A 13,766-nucleotide genomic window follows, 5' to 3' on the forward strand; every position below is an offset into this window, starting at 1 on the left:
GGATTGCCTAAACTCCTGTGGTTATGAGCTCCGATGACACCGCAGGCGACTTGTCTTCGGTGGCCCAGGACTACCTGAAGGTGATCTGGACCGCCCAAGAGTGGTCGGTCGACAAGGTCAGCACGAAGATGCTGGCCGAGCGCATCGGAGTGTCGGCCAGCACGGCGTCGGAATCCATCCGCAAGCTGTCCGACCAGGGCCTCGTCGACCACGAGAAGTACGGCGCCGTGACGCTCACCGACGCCGGCCGCCACGCCGCCCTGGCGATGGTGCGCCGCCACCGGCTGATGGAGACGTTCCTGGTGCGCGAACTCGGGTACGGCTGGGACGAGGTGCACGACGAGGCCGAAGTGCTCGAGCACGCCGTGTCCGACCGGATGCTGGACCGCATCGACGCCAAGCTGGGCTTCCCCACCCGCGACCCGCACGGTGACCCGATCCCCGCTGCCGACGGCAGGGTGCCTGCACCGGATGCCCGGCAGTTGTCGATGTGCCGCGACGGCGACGCCGCCACGGTGGCCCGCATCTCCGACGCCGACCCCGAGATGCTCCGCTACTTCGACAGCGTTGGCATCAGCCTGGACTCCCGGCTGACGGTGCTGGCCCGCCGCGACTTCGCAGGCATGATCTCGGTTGGCGTGCAACGGCCGGGGAGCGCGGCCACCGCCGCCACCACCGTCGACCTGGGAAACCCTGCGGCAGAAGCGATCTGGGTCATCTAGCCGACGCCTACAGCGTCGACGGCCTGATCACCACGACCGACTTGGTCCGCGACCCGTCGTCGGCGAGCAGGGCGATGACCCGTCCGTCTGACGCCGTCGCCGCGTACACGCCCTCGATCCCGGCCGGCGCCAGCGACCTTCCGTTCGACGCCGCTTCGCACTCCGCGTCGGTCAACTCCCGGCGCGGGAAGCCCAGCAGGCACGCCTCGTCCAACGAGTAGCTGAGCCGCGGGCCTTCGGCCAGCGCCTCGAGGGTGTGCGCCTCCCCCAGCCCGTACCGACCGACCCTGGTGCGGCGCAGCGCGGTGAGGTGCCCACCAACGCCGAGGCCGGCGCCGACGTCACGCGCCAACGCCCGAATGTAGGTGCCCGACGAGCAGTCGACCTCGACGTCGACGTCGACGAAGCCAGCGGGAACCTCCGGCGTGCGACGAACGGCGACGACGTCGAACCGGCCTATCCGCACCCGTCGCGCGGCCAACTCGACGGTCTTGCCCTCGCGAGCCAACTTGTAGGCGCGCTGGCCGTCGACCTTGATGGCGCTGACGGCCGAGGGAATCTGGTCGATCTCGCCGCGCAGCACGCCGACGGCCGACTCGATGCCCGCGTCCGACACGTGATCGGCCGAAATCGTCTCAAGCACTTCACCTTCGGCGTCCTCTGTGGAGGTGGTCTGACCCAACCGAATGGTGGCCGAATACGACTTGTCCGTCGCGGTCAGCAGCCCGAGGATCTTCGTGGCGCGCTCGATGCCCACCACCAGGACTCCGGTGGCCATCGGATCCAACGTGCCGGCGTGCCCGACCTTGCGGGTACCGAAGAACCGCCGGCAGCGGCCCACCACGTCGTGGCTCGTCATCCCAGCGGGCTTGTCGACGACCACCAAGCCGGGCTGTACCGATCCCCCGGTCGCTGCGCTCCTGCCCGCCGCCCCGCTCACAGCACGATCGCCGTCAACACCAGGCCGTCGCCGACCGACCAGCGACCCGACAACCCGGTCAGAGGGGGCCCGGACTCGGCCCGGGGGTCGACGAGGATCTTCGACTCGAAGCTGCCCGCGCTTCCCGATCCGTCGACGGAAAAGGTGATGTGCGCGTCCTCGAACCCCAACCACCGATGCGTCAGCGGAAACCACGCCTTGTACGTTGCCTCCTTGGCGCAGAACAAGACTCGATCCCAGTGCGCCCCACCGGGGAGCCCGCTCAGCGCGCTGCGCTCGGCGGGCAGGCTGATGGCGTCGAGCACCCCCTTGGGCAGTACGGCGTGGGGTTCGGCGTCGATGCCGACGGAACGGACCTCGGCCGTCCGACCCACCACGGCGCCCCGGAACCCGTCACAGTGCGTCAGGCTGCCTACCACCCCGTCGGGCCAGCACGGTTCACCCTTGTCGCCCTTGAGGATTGGGACGGGCGGCAGTCCGAGGTCGCCGAGCGCCTGACGGGCGCAGTGGCGCACCGTCACGAACTCGTTGCGCCGCTTGGCCACCGAGCGCGCGATCAGCGGCTCTTCCTCGGGCAGCGGCGCCAGGTCGGCCGGGTCACCGTACAACTCGGCCGAGGCCAGCACCGGGGGCAGAACGGTGGACAGCAACTTGCCCGTCATGCTCGCTTACTCCTGATCCGCTCCTGCATCTTCTCCGCGTGGGCGCGCATGTCGGGAGTGACCTCGAAGTGACCGCCGAAGTCGTTGAGATATCCGGGCGGGTACTTCGGGTCGGGCAGGATTTGGCGCATCCACCGATAGGGCTTGCGGCGGCGCCACTCCCGGGGGTAACCGACTGACACCTCCTCGAATCGCACGCCGTCGTACCACGTGGTGCGAGGGATGTGCAGATGCCCGTAGACCGAGCACAGCGCGTTGTAGCGCGTGTGCCAGTCCTTGGTGGCCGTGGTGCCGCACCACAGCGCGAACTCCGGGTAGTACATGGCCTCGCAGGGCTCGCGCACCAGCGGGAAGTGGTTGACCAGGATCGACGGCGTCAACCAGTCGAGGTCCTCGAGCTTCTCCCGTGTCAGCTTGACCCGTTCGCGGCACCACGCGTCGCGGGTGGCGTACGGCTCGGCGGACAGCAGGAATTCGTCGGTGCCGACCACGTTTCGTTCGCGGGCGATCGCCAGCCCCTCGGCCTTGGTCGCCGTGCCCTCCGGCAGGAACGAGTAGTCGTAGAGCAGGAACATCGGCACGATCGTCGCCGGGCCGCCCTCGTCGTTCCACACCGGGAAGGGGTGCTCGGGGGTGACGATGCCCATCTCGTCGCACATGTTGACCAGGTAGTCGTAGCGCGCCTTGCCGAAGATCTGCATCGGGTCCTTGGCGGTGGTCCACAGCTCGTGGTTGCCGGGCACCCAGATGACCTTGGCGAACCGTTTTCGCAGCAGATCCAGCGACCAGCGGATCTCGTCGGTCCGTTCGGCGACGTCCCCCGCGACGATCAACCAGTCGTCAGGGGACGACGGATGAAGCGACTCGGTGACGGGCTTGTTGCCGGTATGGCCGATGTGGAGATCGCTGATCGCCCAGAGCGTGGGATGGCGACGGTCCTGTGACAGCGGAGACACAACCGACCAGCCTACGTGCGCCGCGGCGTGGTGATCGCCCGGCAACTAGAACATGTTCTGATTTCCGGCCCTGGCGACCGACGGGAACTTGTACACTCCCGGCAATGGACAACGAGCGCACGAGTGACCCCAAGGTGGGTGGCCTGGTCGGCAAGATGCGCCTGCTGTCGGCGATGTGCGCACTGCTCGCGGCGGTGATCGTGGTGTGGCAGGCCAATCCCCTCACCGCGCCGGACACCGGATCCGTAGAGCTGAGGTCCACGTCGGCACCGTTGAGCGGGGTGTCCAGCAGCATCAAGTGGCCCGTCGTCGAAACCGTCGACCCCCGCCCGTTCGATCCGTGCGAGGACATCCCGATCGACGTCGTCAACGGCCTCGGGCTTGGCTTCACCCCGCCCGAGCACGAGGACGGCCTGCGCTGTCATTTCGACGCGGGCAACTACCAAATGGCCGTCGAGGCCTTCGTCTGGCGAACCTACGAACAGACCCTGCCCGCCGACGCCGTCGAGATGGACATCGCCGGCCACCGCGCCGCGCAGTACTGGATCCTCAAGCCGTCGGACCGCAACAACCGCTTCTGGTTCAGCTGCATGATCGCCTTCGACACCAGCTACGGCGTGCTGCAGCAGTCGCTGTTCTACTCGCCGACCTACAGCGCCGACGACGTCGACTGCATGCAGACCAACCTGCAGCGCGCCCAGCAGCTGGTTCCGTTCTACAAGTTCTGAGCGCACCACGCCGTTGCGTAACGTGGCTGGCGTGGCTTCCCGACTGAGTGCCAAGCACGTCGCCTCGCACGCCCTGAGCCGACTCCTCCACCTCCCCGCGCCGACCACGGACTACACCGTGCTGCGCGGACTGCCGGTGCCGATGCGCGACGGCGTCGACCTCGTCGCCGACCACTACGCGCCGAGGACCGGCGCACCCGCGGGAACCCTGCTCGTGCGCTGCCCGTACGGCCGGTCGTTCCCCTTCTCCAGCCTGTTCGGCGCCGTGTACGCCGCTCGCGGGTACCACGTGGTGATCCAGAGCGTGCGTGGCACGTTCGGATCCGGCGGGGAGTTCACCCCGATGATCCACGAGGTGGCCGACGGCGCGGACACCGTCGAATGGCTGCGCAACCAGGTCTGGTTCACCGGGACCTTCGCCACCATCGGGCTGTCCTATCTCGGCTTCACCCAGTGGGCCCTGCTGATGGACCCACCGCCGGAGATGACGGCGGCGATCATCAGCGTCGGACCCCACGACTTCAGCCAGTCCGCTTGGGGCACCGGCTCTTTCACCGTCAACGACTTCCTGGGGTGGAGCGACATGATGTCGCGCCAGGAGGACGGGAGCAGGCTGCTGGGCGCGCTGCAGCAGGGTCGGTATCGGCGGCGGTTGGCCCGCACCGCCAACCAGGTGCCGATGGGCGCCTCCGGGCGGAGGTTGCTCGGCACCGGCGCGCCGTGGTGGGAGTCCTGGGTGGAGCACCCGGATCGCCAAGACCCCTTCTGGGAACCCCTCAGACTGTCCGATGCACTCGACCGCGTCGACGTGCCGGTGCTGCTGTTCAGCGGCTGGCAGGATCTGTTCCTGGATCAGACCCTGGCCCAGTTCGCGCACCTGCGCGGGCGGGACGTGACCACGGCGCTGACGGTCGGCCCGTGGACGCACACCGAGGTGATGACGAAGGGCGCCCCGAGAGTCCTCCGGGAGTCGCTGGCCTGGCTCGACGAGCACCTCGGCGGCAAGCCGGCCCCCGCCCGAACCCGGGTGCGGGCCCACGTCGACGGCGACGACTGGCTCGAGCTCGACACCTGGCCGCCGGCGATGCCCGAGCACGTGGCCTACCTGCATTCCGGGCACCGGCTCTCCGACGTCGCACCGGATGAGACGGCACCGGCGTCGTCGTTCGTCTTCGACCCCGCCGATCCGACCCCGACCATCGGGGGCCGGCTGCTCTCCCCGGAGGGCGGCTACCGCGACGACACGGTCCTGGCGACGCGCCCCGACGTGCTCGACTTCACCGGCGATCCGCTCACCGCCGACCTGTACCTCGTCGGCGCCCCGGTGGTCGAGCTGGCCCATTCCTGCGACAACCCGTACAACGACGTCTTCGTCCGTCTCAGTCAGGTCGACACGGATGGCGGGTCCACCAATGTGACCGACGGATTCGTCAGGCAGACAACCGATTCCGGCGTCGTGAAACTCACCCTGGACGCCGTGGCGCACCGGTTCCCGGCAGGATCCCGGCTGCGGGTCATGGTCGCGGGGGGCTCCCATCCGCGATTCGTCCGCAACCTCGGCACCGACGAACCGCCGATCTCGGGGACGACGATCAGAACCCAGCAACACACGATTCACCACGGCGCGGGCGGGCTGTCGCGGCTGGTGCTGCCCGCCGGACCACGACCACCGTCAGCCCACTGACGCCCTGACCCGTTCGACGACCGCCGCCAGGACCGCGTCGTCGTGCACGGGATCGCCCCAGCCCGCCGACACCGGCACGTCGACCCAGCTCTTGCACCCCGCGTAGGACGGGTCCCGGCGCAGTCGCACCGGTTCGAGCAGCGGGCGCGCTTGGACCACCAAAACCGTCAGCCGATGCCTCGGCCGGAAGTCGAGCCGGTCCGACCGGACCGACTCCGCCGTCCAAATATGGGTGTCGGCCAGTTCGTCGAGCCCGTCCGGCCGGTCGACGGCAACGGCGGCAACCACTTTCGCGCCAGCCCGGAGCACCACCTCGTCCTCGGTGCTGTCCGGTGCGGCGGCCTCGAGCAGGTCGCGGTGCTCGGGGCGAACCCGCTCGGCGTGGCCGTGGGCCACCGTGGGGAAGAACACGAAGTCGCTCGCCGCGACGTCGAACCGCTTCTCGTGGATGCCGCCCTTGCGCAGCAGCACCGTCTGCCTGCCGTCGAGCATGGCGAGTACGGCCGCGCCCCACTCCTTGAGCGCGGGCGCGGTCACGTCGCGGCGAGCCGGGCGCGCACCTCGGGGCGGCGCAGCGGCGGCACCGTCTTCGGGGGCTGACGGCGCGGGGGCAACGCGTTCAGCAGCCGCGTCGTCGTGGCGGTCACCTCGGCGACCGCGGCCTCGAAGGCCTCGGTGTTGGCCGCGGTCGGCCGCGTGACGCCGCTGACCTTGCGGACGTACTGACGTGATGCGGCCTCGATCTCCTCGGCCGTCGCCGACGGTTCGAGGCCGCGCAACTCGGTGATGTTCCGGCACATGCCGTCAACGATAGGACGACCACTCGATACGGTGAAGCCATGCCGAGCTCAGAAGCTGAACCCGTCCTGCTGGTCGACACCACCGACCGGGTCCGCACGCTGACCCTGAATCGGCCGCAGGCCCGCAACGCCCTGTCCTTGGAACTGCGCACGCGGTTCTACGCGGCGCTGCACGAGGCGGAGGCCGACGACGCGGTCGACGTCGTCATCCTCACCGGCGCCGACCCCGTCTTCTGCGCGGGTCTTGACCTCAAGGAACTCGGCAACACCACCGAGCTTCCGGACATCTCGCCCAAGTGGCCCGCGATGAGCACCCCCGTCATCGGGGCGATCAACGGGGCGGCGGTCACCGGCGGCCTCGAGCTGGCGCTGTACTGCGACGTCCTGATCGCTTCGGAGAACGCGCGGTTCGCCGACACCCACGCCCGAGTCGGGCTGCTGCCGACGTGGGGCTTGAGCGTGCGGCTGCCGCAGAAGGTCGGCGTCGGGATGGCCCGCCGCATGAGCCTCACCGGTGACTACCTGTCCGCCGACGACGCGCTGCGGGCCGGCCTGGTCACCGAGGTCGTCGCCCACGACCAGCTCCTGCCGACGGCGCGGGCCGTGGCGGCATCCATCGTCGGCAACAATCAGAAGGCCGTGCGGGCCCTGCTGGCGTCCTATCACCGCATCGACGAAACCCAGACCGGTGCGGGTCTGTGGATCGAGGCGGCGTCGGCCAGGCAGTGGATGGCAGTGGCGACCGGAGACGACATCGCCTCCAGCCGAGCCGAGGTGCTCGAACGCGGCCGCAACCAGGTCCGCTGAGTGCCCGCGATCAGCAGGAGGACGTTGTTGACCGGTGGCGCCGTCGCAGCCGGCGGAGCCGTCGCGTTCGGTGGTTACGAGTTCCTTAGGCGGCCAGGCCGCACCGACGCCGCGGCATCCGGCGGTGACAAGCCGAACATCCTCGTCGTCGTGGTGGACCAGATGCGGGCACCCCAGTGGTTTCCCGGCGCACGTGAGCTCGACACGCTGCTACCCAACCTGGCACGGCTACGGCAGAACAGCGTCTCCTTCGGCGCGCACTACACCGCCTCCAATGCCTGCACCCCGTCGCGGGGAGTGCTGACCACCGGGCTGTACTCGCATCAAACCGGCTGTCTCTACACCGGCGAAGGCCCAAGCGAATCGAGCCTCGCCCCCCAGTTCCCCACCTGGGGAACGATGCTGCGCGAGCAGGGTTATCACACGTGGTGGTGGGGCAAATGGCATCTCGGAGCCGCCGCCGACACCACTCCCGACGGCCTCGACGCCCACGGCTTCTCCGGCGGCACCTACCCCTCACCCAACGGCGCACCCAATCAGGGACTGCGCAGGGACCCCGGCATCACCGACCAGTTCGTCGAGTGGTTCGACGCCAACGCCACCGACGGTCCCTGGTGCACGACGGTCTCCCTGGTCAACCCGCACGACATCATGTGGTGGCCGAAAACCCCGCTGCCCGAAGACGTTCCGCGGGTCTTCTCTGCGAAACCGCCGAACTTCGAGACACCGGAGGACCTTCAGCGTCGCGGCAAGCCCCGATTGCAGGTCGACTACGTCGACTTCGTCGCGCCACTTCTGGCCGGCGCCCTTCCGTACGCCGGCCCCGACGTCGACCAGCAGTGGGCCCGCGGCCTGGACGTCTACCTGTGGCTGCAGCAGCAGGTCGACCGCCAAGTCGGCCGGGTGCTCGACACGTTGGCCTCCCGCCCCGACGTCGACCGCAACACCGTCGTCGTCTTCACCTCCGATCACGGCGAATACGGCGGCTCCCACGGCATGCGCGGCAAGGGCGCCGCCATCTACGAAGAGGGCATCCGGGTGCCGCTCTACGTCCGGGACCCCTCCGGTCGGCTCACGCCGTCCCCCGGCGAGGTACGCACGCAGTTGACGTCCAGCGTGGATCTCGCGCCGCTGTTGCTGACCATCGGCGCCGGCGGAAACGGGTGGCGCGCCGATCCGCGCAACGCCCACCTGTCGAGTCGCGCGGACATCGCCGGGATCGCGGCGAACCCGGCCGCGCGCGGTCGGCCGTGGATCGCACACGTCACCGATGACATCGCCGTGGAGGAGATGGCCGCCATGATGACCGCGGCCGGTATGCCCGCCGCCCAGGCGCCCGGGAGGACGTCCGGCGAGGTCCCCACCAACGCGCCAAGCCACATCGTCGCCGTCCGCACCCCGTCGGCGAAGTTCGGCGTCTACTCCCATTGGAAGCCCGGTGGCACGACCGTCGACGCATCCCGCGAGGTCGAACGCGAGTTGTACGACTATTCGACCCCCGACGGTCTGCGAGAGGTCGAGAACCTGGCCGGGCGAAGCCCCTTGCAGCAGAAGCTGCAGGGACTTCTCGACGGGGAGGTGCGCGCCGAGATCGAGGCGCCGCTGCCCGCTGCGCTGCACGAGGCCCAGGAACTCGGGCTGGCGAACATGCAGAAGGTGACCGCGGCGCGCGGAGGGTGACCGTCAGGCCGCGCCCGGCACCAGCCAGCGACCCGAGAATGCGCGCCATCCCACGAACACCAGACGCAGCAGCATGAACGTGGTCAGGCCCGACCAGATCCCGACCAGGCCCCACCCGTAGATCAGCGACAGCCAGATCAACGGCAGGAAGCCGACGAGCGCGCTGGCCAGGGTCGCGTTCCGCATGAACCTGGCATCACCCGCACCGAGCAACACCCCGTCGAGGGCGAACACCACCCCCGCAATCGGCAACTGCGCCACCAGGAACCACCACGGCACCCCGATCGCGTCCAGCACCGAGTCGTCGGAGGTGAACAGCCGAGGCAACGCCGACGCCCCCACCGCGAACACCGCAGCCAGCGCGGCGGCGGCGACCGTCGAGAAGATCGTCACCCGCCACGCAACCGACTTGGCATGCGCGAGCAGACCGGCGCCGAGCGCCGCCCCTACCAAGGACTGCGCCGCGATCGCCAGCGAATCCAACACCAACGCAAGGAAACTCCACAGCTGCAGGACCACCTGGTGGGCGGCGACGGCGGCGGCGCCGAACCGGGCCGCCACGGCGGCGGCCGAGACGAAGCACGCCTGAAACGCCAACGTCCGCACCACCAGATCGCGGCCCATCACCACCTGCGCCCGCAGCACCGCGAGGTCGAACCGCAGCGGCACCCCTTCGGCCAGCAGCGCTCGGCAGAACATCAGCCCGGCCAGCCATTGCCCGGCCACGTTGGCCACCGCCGAACCGCTCAACCCCAGCCGGGGCATCCCCAGCCACCCGTACACCAACGTCGGGCACAGCAGCGCGGACAGCGCAAAGCCCGCGACCACGTACCGCAACGGGCGCGCGGTGTCCTGCACGCCGCGCATCCACCCGTTGCCCGCCAAGGAGATCAGGATCGCCGGCGCCCCGAAGATGGCGATCCGAACCCACGGCAACGCCATGTCGGCGATCTCGCCACCGTCGGCGATCAACGCCAGGATCGGTACCGCCGCCGCCTGCACCACCGCGATGACGACCGTGCCTAGCGCCACCGCCAGCCAGGTGGCCTGCACTCCCTCACCGACGGCCGACGGGCGGTCACCGGCCCCGAAGAAGCGGGCGGCCCGCGCGGTCGTGCCGTAGGACAGGAACGTCAGCTGAGAGGACAACAGCGACAGGATCAACCCGCCGATGGCCAGACCCGCCAAGGCGACCGCGCCAAGACGACCCACCACGGCGAGGTCGAACAAGAGATAGAGAGGCTCCGCGGCGAGCACCCCGAGCGCGGGCAACGCCAACCCGGCGATGCGGCGCCCGGTGACCGGTTCAGCCAATGCGCCCGCTGAGGGCCTCAGCCAAGGGCATCGGTCAGCGCCTTCACCACGGACTCCACCGGCCCGGTCGCGGAGTACCCGGCGGCGAGCCGGTGACCACCGCCGCCGAACCCACTCGCGATCGCAGCCAGGTCGACTTCCGACTTGGCGCGCATCGACACCGTCCACTTCTGCGGCTCGATTTCCTTGAACACCGCCGCGACCTCGGCCTGCGACGTCGTGCGGACGATGTCGACGACGCTCTCGACTTCCTCGAGCCCGGCATCACGCCATTCGCGGTGTCCGACAACGGCATACACCAGGCCGCGGCCGGCTGCGGCCTCGGGAATCAGCTGCGCCGATCCCAGCACCCGCGACAGCATCGGGAGCCAGGAGAACGGGTGGGTGTCCAGCAGCCGACGACTGATCGAGGCGTTGTCCACCCCGAGTTGCAGGAGCCGGGCAGCCAGCTCGTGCGCCCGCGCGCTCGCCCACCGAAACGATCCGGTGTCGGTGGTGAGACCGGCGTACAGACAGTGGGCGACCCGCTCGTCGAGCGGCTTGCCCCACACGTCCAGCAGCTCGGCGACCAGCATGGTCGTCGAGTCGGCGGACGGGTCGACGTAGTTGGCGGTGCCGAACAGTTCGTTGGAGGCGTGGTGATCGATCACCAAGACCTCGCGACCGGATTCGGCGAGCGCACACAACCCGCCGAGGCGGTTCACGCTCGGCACGTCGACGGTCACCACGAGGTCGCTGTCGTCGCGCATCTCGCCGGGGTCGACGAGCAGATGCCCACCGGGCAACGACTGCAGGGACTCGGGCAGGTTCGACGGCGTGGCGAAGCCGACCTCGACCCGCTTACCCGACCGTTCCAGCACCAGCGCCAAGGCCAGACCGGCGCCGATGGTGTCGGCGTCCGGGAAGACGTGGCACACCACACTGACCGAGTCCGCCGCGTCGAGCAGCTCTGCAGCTCCTCGACCATCGACGCGCAACGATGACCGAGTTACCTCAGTCTTCGGGTCGATCGTGGTCATAGGTGTCCTCAGGGTCGAGCACGTCGGTGTTGTCCTCGGGTCCCCCGCCTGCTTCCTCCGCCCCCGTCACACGGTACGGGTCCGGATCGCCGGCCGGAGTGGCACCCTGCCGAATCCGCGCCAGGTCGGCGTCCGCCTGCCGCGCGCGAGCCAGCAGGTCCTCCATGTCGCGTGCCACGTCGGGCAGCTTGTCGAGGACGAACGTCAACGTCGGCGTGAATCGGACACCCGTGCCGGCCCCGACCTTGGAGCGCAGCACGCCCTTGGCACGTTCCAATGCCGCGGCCGCACCCTCGTAGTCCGGTTCGTCGGCGAGGGTGTCGCCGCGAACCGTGTAGAACACCGTCGCATCGTGGAGGTCGCCCGTGACCTTCGTGTCCGTGATGGTCACGAAGGCCAGGGGCGGATCCTTGATCTCGAACTCGATCGCCGAGGCGACGATGGTGGCGATGCGCTTGGACAGCTTGCGCGCCCGGCCCTCGTCGACCATTTAGGTGCGTGCCTTCTCGACGAGCTCGTACGCCTCGATGACGTCGCCTTCCTTGATGTCGTTGTACGTCACGGTCAGACCACACTCGTAACCGTCCCGCACCTCGGTGACGTCGTCCTTCTCCCGCTTGAGCGAGGAGATGGTGACCGTCTCGGCCACCACGACGTTGTCGCGGATGAGGCGTGCCTTCGCGTTGCGGCGAATGAGGCCCGAGGTGACGAGGCAGCCGGCGATGTTGCCGACCTTCGACGACCGGAAGATCGCCCGGATCTCGGCGCGGCCGAGCTCCTTCTCCTCGTAGACCGGCTTGAGCATGCCCTTGAGCGCTGCCTGGATCTCGTCGATCGCCTGGTAGATCACCGAGTAGTACCGGATGTCGACGCCCTCGCGGTTGGCCAGCTCGGTGGCCTTGCCCTCCGCACGGACGTTGAAGCCGATGATGATGGCATTCGACGCCGACGCCAGGTTGACGTTGGTCTCGGTGACGCCACCGACACCTCGGTCGATGACGCGCAGCTCGACTTCGTCGCCGATCTCGATGCCCAGCAGGGCCTCCTCCAGCGCCTCGACGGTGCCGGAGTTGTCGCCCTTGAGGATCAGGTTCAGCTGACTGGTCTCCCGCAACGCTGCGTCGAGATCGTCGAGGCTGATGCGCTTGCGAGAGCGCGCGGCCAGCGCGTTGCGCTTGCGCGCACTGCGTCGATCGGCGATCTGGCGAGCGATCCGGTCCTCGTCGACGACGAGCAGGTTGTCACCGGCACCTGGCACCGACGTGAAGCCGATGACCTGGACGGGCCGCGACGGGGTCGCCTCGATGACGTCCTCGCCGTGCTCGTCGACCATGCGTCGGACGCGGCCGTAGGCGTCGCCTGCGACGATCGAGTCGCCGACCCGCAGCGTTCCGCGCGCAATGAGCACGGTTGCCACGGGACCGCGGCCACGGTCGAGGTGCGCTTCGATCGCGACGCCCTGGGCCTCCATGTCGGGGTTCGCCCGCAGGTCCAGCGAGGCATCCGCCGTCAACAGCACCGCTTCCAGCAGCGCGTCGATGTTGGTGCCCTGCTTGGCCGAGATGTCGACGAACATGGTGTCGCCGCCGTACTCCTCCGCCACCAGGTTGTACTCGGTCAGCTGCGCCCGGATCTTGGCCGGGTCGGCGCCTTCCTTGTCGATCTTGTTGACCGCCACCACGATCGGCACGTCGGCCGCCTGCGCGTGGTTGATGGCTTCCACCGTCTGCGGCATGACGCCGTCGTCGGCTGCGACCACCAGGATGGCGATGTCGGTGGCCTTCGCACCACGGGCACGCATGGCGGTGAACGCCTCGTGGCCCGGCGTGTCGATGAAGGTGACCAGTCGCTCGTTGCCGTCCAGTTCGGTGAGGACCTGGTAGGCACCGATGTGCTGGGTGATGCCGCCGGCCTCGCCCTCGCGGACGGTGGCGTTGCGGATCGTGTCCAGCAGTCGCGTCTTGCCGTGGTCGACGTGACCCATGACGGTGACGACCGGCGGACGGAACTCGAGGTCGTCCTCGTCGCCTTCGTCCTCGCCGTAGGTGAGGTCGAACGACGACAGCAGCTCGCGGTCCTCGTCCTCCGGGGACACGACCTGCACGACGTAGTTCATCTCGCCGCCGAGCAGCTCGAGCGTCTCGTCGCCTACCGACTGCGTAGCGGTGACCATTTCACCGAGGTTGAACAGCGCCTGGACCAGTGCGGCCGGGTTGGCGTTGATCTTGTCGGCGAAGTCAACCAGCGACGCGCCACGGGCCAACCGGATGGTCTCGCCGTTGCCGTGCGGCAACCGCACGCCACCGACGACCGGCGCCTGCATGTTTTCGTATTCGGCGCGTTTTGCCCGCTTCGACTTACGGCCACGGCGAACCGCGCCACCGGGACGACCGAATGCACCTGCCGCGCCACCGCGCTGACCGGGACGGCCACCGCCGCCGCCACCGCCGCCTG

Annotated in this window: 14 protein-coding genes; 5 read left to right on the plus strand and 9 right to left on the minus strand. The window is 69.1% G+C overall.

The genetic code is table 11. The features are described from left to right. Positions 1-23: 23 nt before the first annotated feature. On the plus strand, positions 24-722 hold the full coding sequence (gene mntR, locus B1790_RS17510; protein WP_079924533.1) for a manganese-binding transcriptional regulator MntR: 699 nt from the start codon (positions 24-26) through the stop codon (positions 720-722). 7 nt (positions 723-729) lie between these two features. On the opposite strand, the gene truB is transcribed toward mntR, so the two are convergent. The 3 genes from truB to B1790_RS17525 are packed head-to-tail and all read right to left on the minus strand — an operon-like array spanning position 730 to position 3,280. Next, positions 730-1,662, minus strand: coding sequence for a tRNA pseudouridine(55) synthase TruB (gene truB, locus B1790_RS17515; protein WP_079924534.1), 933 nt, complete (start codon positions 1,660-1,662; stop codon positions 730-732). After that, positions 1,659-2,324 carry a 4'-phosphopantetheinyl transferase gene (locus B1790_RS17520; RefSeq protein WP_079924535.1) on the minus strand — a complete coding sequence of 222 codons (666 nt, stop codon included), beginning with the start codon at positions 2,322-2,324 and terminating at the stop codon, positions 1,659-1,661. Before B1790_RS17520 ends, truB begins: the two co-directional genes overlap by 4 nt. Beyond that, on the minus strand, positions 2,321-3,280 hold the full coding sequence (locus B1790_RS17525) for a metallophosphoesterase (protein WP_233165165.1): 960 nt from the start codon (positions 3,278-3,280) through the stop codon (positions 2,321-2,323). Before B1790_RS17525 ends, B1790_RS17520 begins: the two co-directional genes overlap by 4 nt. A gap of 104 nt (positions 3,281-3,384) precedes the next feature. On the opposite strand from B1790_RS17525, the gene B1790_RS17530 reads away from it, so the two are divergent. Continuing rightward, on the plus strand, positions 3,385-4,008 hold the full coding sequence (locus B1790_RS17530) for a DUF3558 domain-containing protein (RefSeq protein ID WP_079924536.1): 624 nt from the start codon (positions 3,385-3,387) through the stop codon (positions 4,006-4,008). Between the two features lie 31 nt (positions 4,009-4,039). After that, positions 4,040-5,692, plus strand: coding sequence for a CocE/NonD family hydrolase (locus B1790_RS17535; protein ID WP_233165166.1), 1,653 nt, complete (start codon positions 4,040-4,042; stop codon positions 5,690-5,692). On the opposite strand, the gene B1790_RS17540 is transcribed toward B1790_RS17535, so the two are convergent. After that, positions 5,681-6,229, minus strand: coding sequence for a DUF1802 family protein (locus B1790_RS17540; protein ID WP_079924537.1), 549 nt, complete (start codon positions 6,227-6,229; stop codon positions 5,681-5,683). The two genes, B1790_RS17535 and B1790_RS17540, sit on opposite strands and share 12 nt — an antisense overlap. Next, a complete protein-coding gene (locus B1790_RS17545; protein WP_056548744.1) occupies positions 6,226-6,492 on the minus strand; it encodes a DUF2277 domain-containing protein in 267 nt (88 codons plus the stop codon). Before B1790_RS17545 ends, B1790_RS17540 begins: the two co-directional genes overlap by 4 nt. A 39-nt stretch (positions 6,493-6,531) precedes the next feature. Here B1790_RS17545 and B1790_RS17550 point away from each other — a divergent pair, with 39 nt between their 5' ends. Continuing rightward, on the plus strand, positions 6,532-7,299 hold the full coding sequence (locus B1790_RS17550) for an enoyl-CoA hydratase (protein ID WP_079924538.1): 768 nt from the start codon (positions 6,532-6,534) through the stop codon (positions 7,297-7,299). After that, complete coding sequence (locus B1790_RS17555) at positions 7,300-8,979, plus strand: sulfatase-like hydrolase/transferase (protein WP_142271353.1); 1,680 nt, start codon at positions 7,300-7,302, stop codon at positions 8,977-8,979. 3 nt (positions 8,980-8,982) lie between these two features. Here B1790_RS17555 and B1790_RS17560 read toward each other — a convergent pair whose 3' ends face one another. The 4 genes from B1790_RS17560 to infB form a co-directional block, all read right to left on the minus strand. Continuing rightward, complete coding sequence (locus tag B1790_RS17560; RefSeq protein ID WP_198952031.1) at positions 8,983-10,293, minus strand: MATE family efflux transporter; 1,311 nt, start codon at positions 10,291-10,293, stop codon at positions 8,983-8,985. Positions 10,294-10,310: 17 nt separating this feature from the next. Continuing rightward, positions 10,311-11,312 (minus strand): bifunctional oligoribonuclease/PAP phosphatase NrnA, encoded by a 1,002-nt coding sequence (locus B1790_RS17565; RefSeq protein WP_079924539.1) that lies wholly within the window; start codon positions 11,310-11,312, stop codon positions 10,311-10,313. After that, positions 11,287-11,802: a 30S ribosome-binding factor RbfA gene (gene rbfA, locus B1790_RS17570; RefSeq protein WP_079924540.1), complete on the minus strand. Its 516-nt coding sequence runs from the start codon at positions 11,800-11,802 to the stop codon at positions 11,287-11,289. Before rbfA ends, B1790_RS17565 begins: the two co-directional genes overlap by 26 nt. Next, positions 11,803-13,766 (minus strand): translation initiation factor IF-2 (infB, locus tag B1790_RS17575; RefSeq protein WP_079924564.1); only part of this gene is annotated, 1,964 nt, incomplete at its 5' end.

It is taken from the genome of Mycobacterium sp. AT1 (assembly GCF_002043095.1).
Classification (GTDB): Bacteria; Actinomycetota; Actinomycetes; order Mycobacteriales; family Mycobacteriaceae; genus Mycobacterium.

What these genes read in the sequence shown, in the direction of transcription:
- mntR (WP_079924533.1), top strand. Translation starts at nt 24, where the DNA reads ATGAGCTCCGATGACACCGCAGGCGACTTGTCTTCGGTGGCCCAGGAC.
- B1790_RS17520 (WP_079924535.1), bottom strand. Translation starts at nt 2,324, where the DNA reads ATGACGGGCAAGTTGCTGTCCACCGTTCTGCCCCCGGTGCTGGCCTCG.
- B1790_RS17530 (WP_079924536.1), top strand. Translation starts at nt 3,385, where the DNA reads ATGGACAACGAGCGCACGAGTGACCCCAAGGTGGGTGGCCTGGTCGGC.
- B1790_RS17545 (WP_056548744.1), bottom strand. Translation starts at nt 6,492, where the DNA reads ATGTGCCGGAACATCACCGAGTTGCGCGGCCTCGAACCGTCGGCGACG.
- B1790_RS17550 (WP_079924538.1), top strand. Translation starts at nt 6,532, where the DNA reads ATGCCGAGCTCAGAAGCTGAACCCGTCCTGCTGGTCGACACCACCGAC.
- B1790_RS17565 (WP_079924539.1), bottom strand. Translation starts at nt 11,312, where the DNA reads ATGACCACGATCGACCCGAAGACTGAGGTAACTCGGTCATCGTTGCGC.
- rbfA (WP_079924540.1), bottom strand. Translation starts at nt 11,802, where the DNA reads ATGGTCGACGAGGGCCGGGCGCGCAAGCTGTCCAAGCGCATCGCCACC.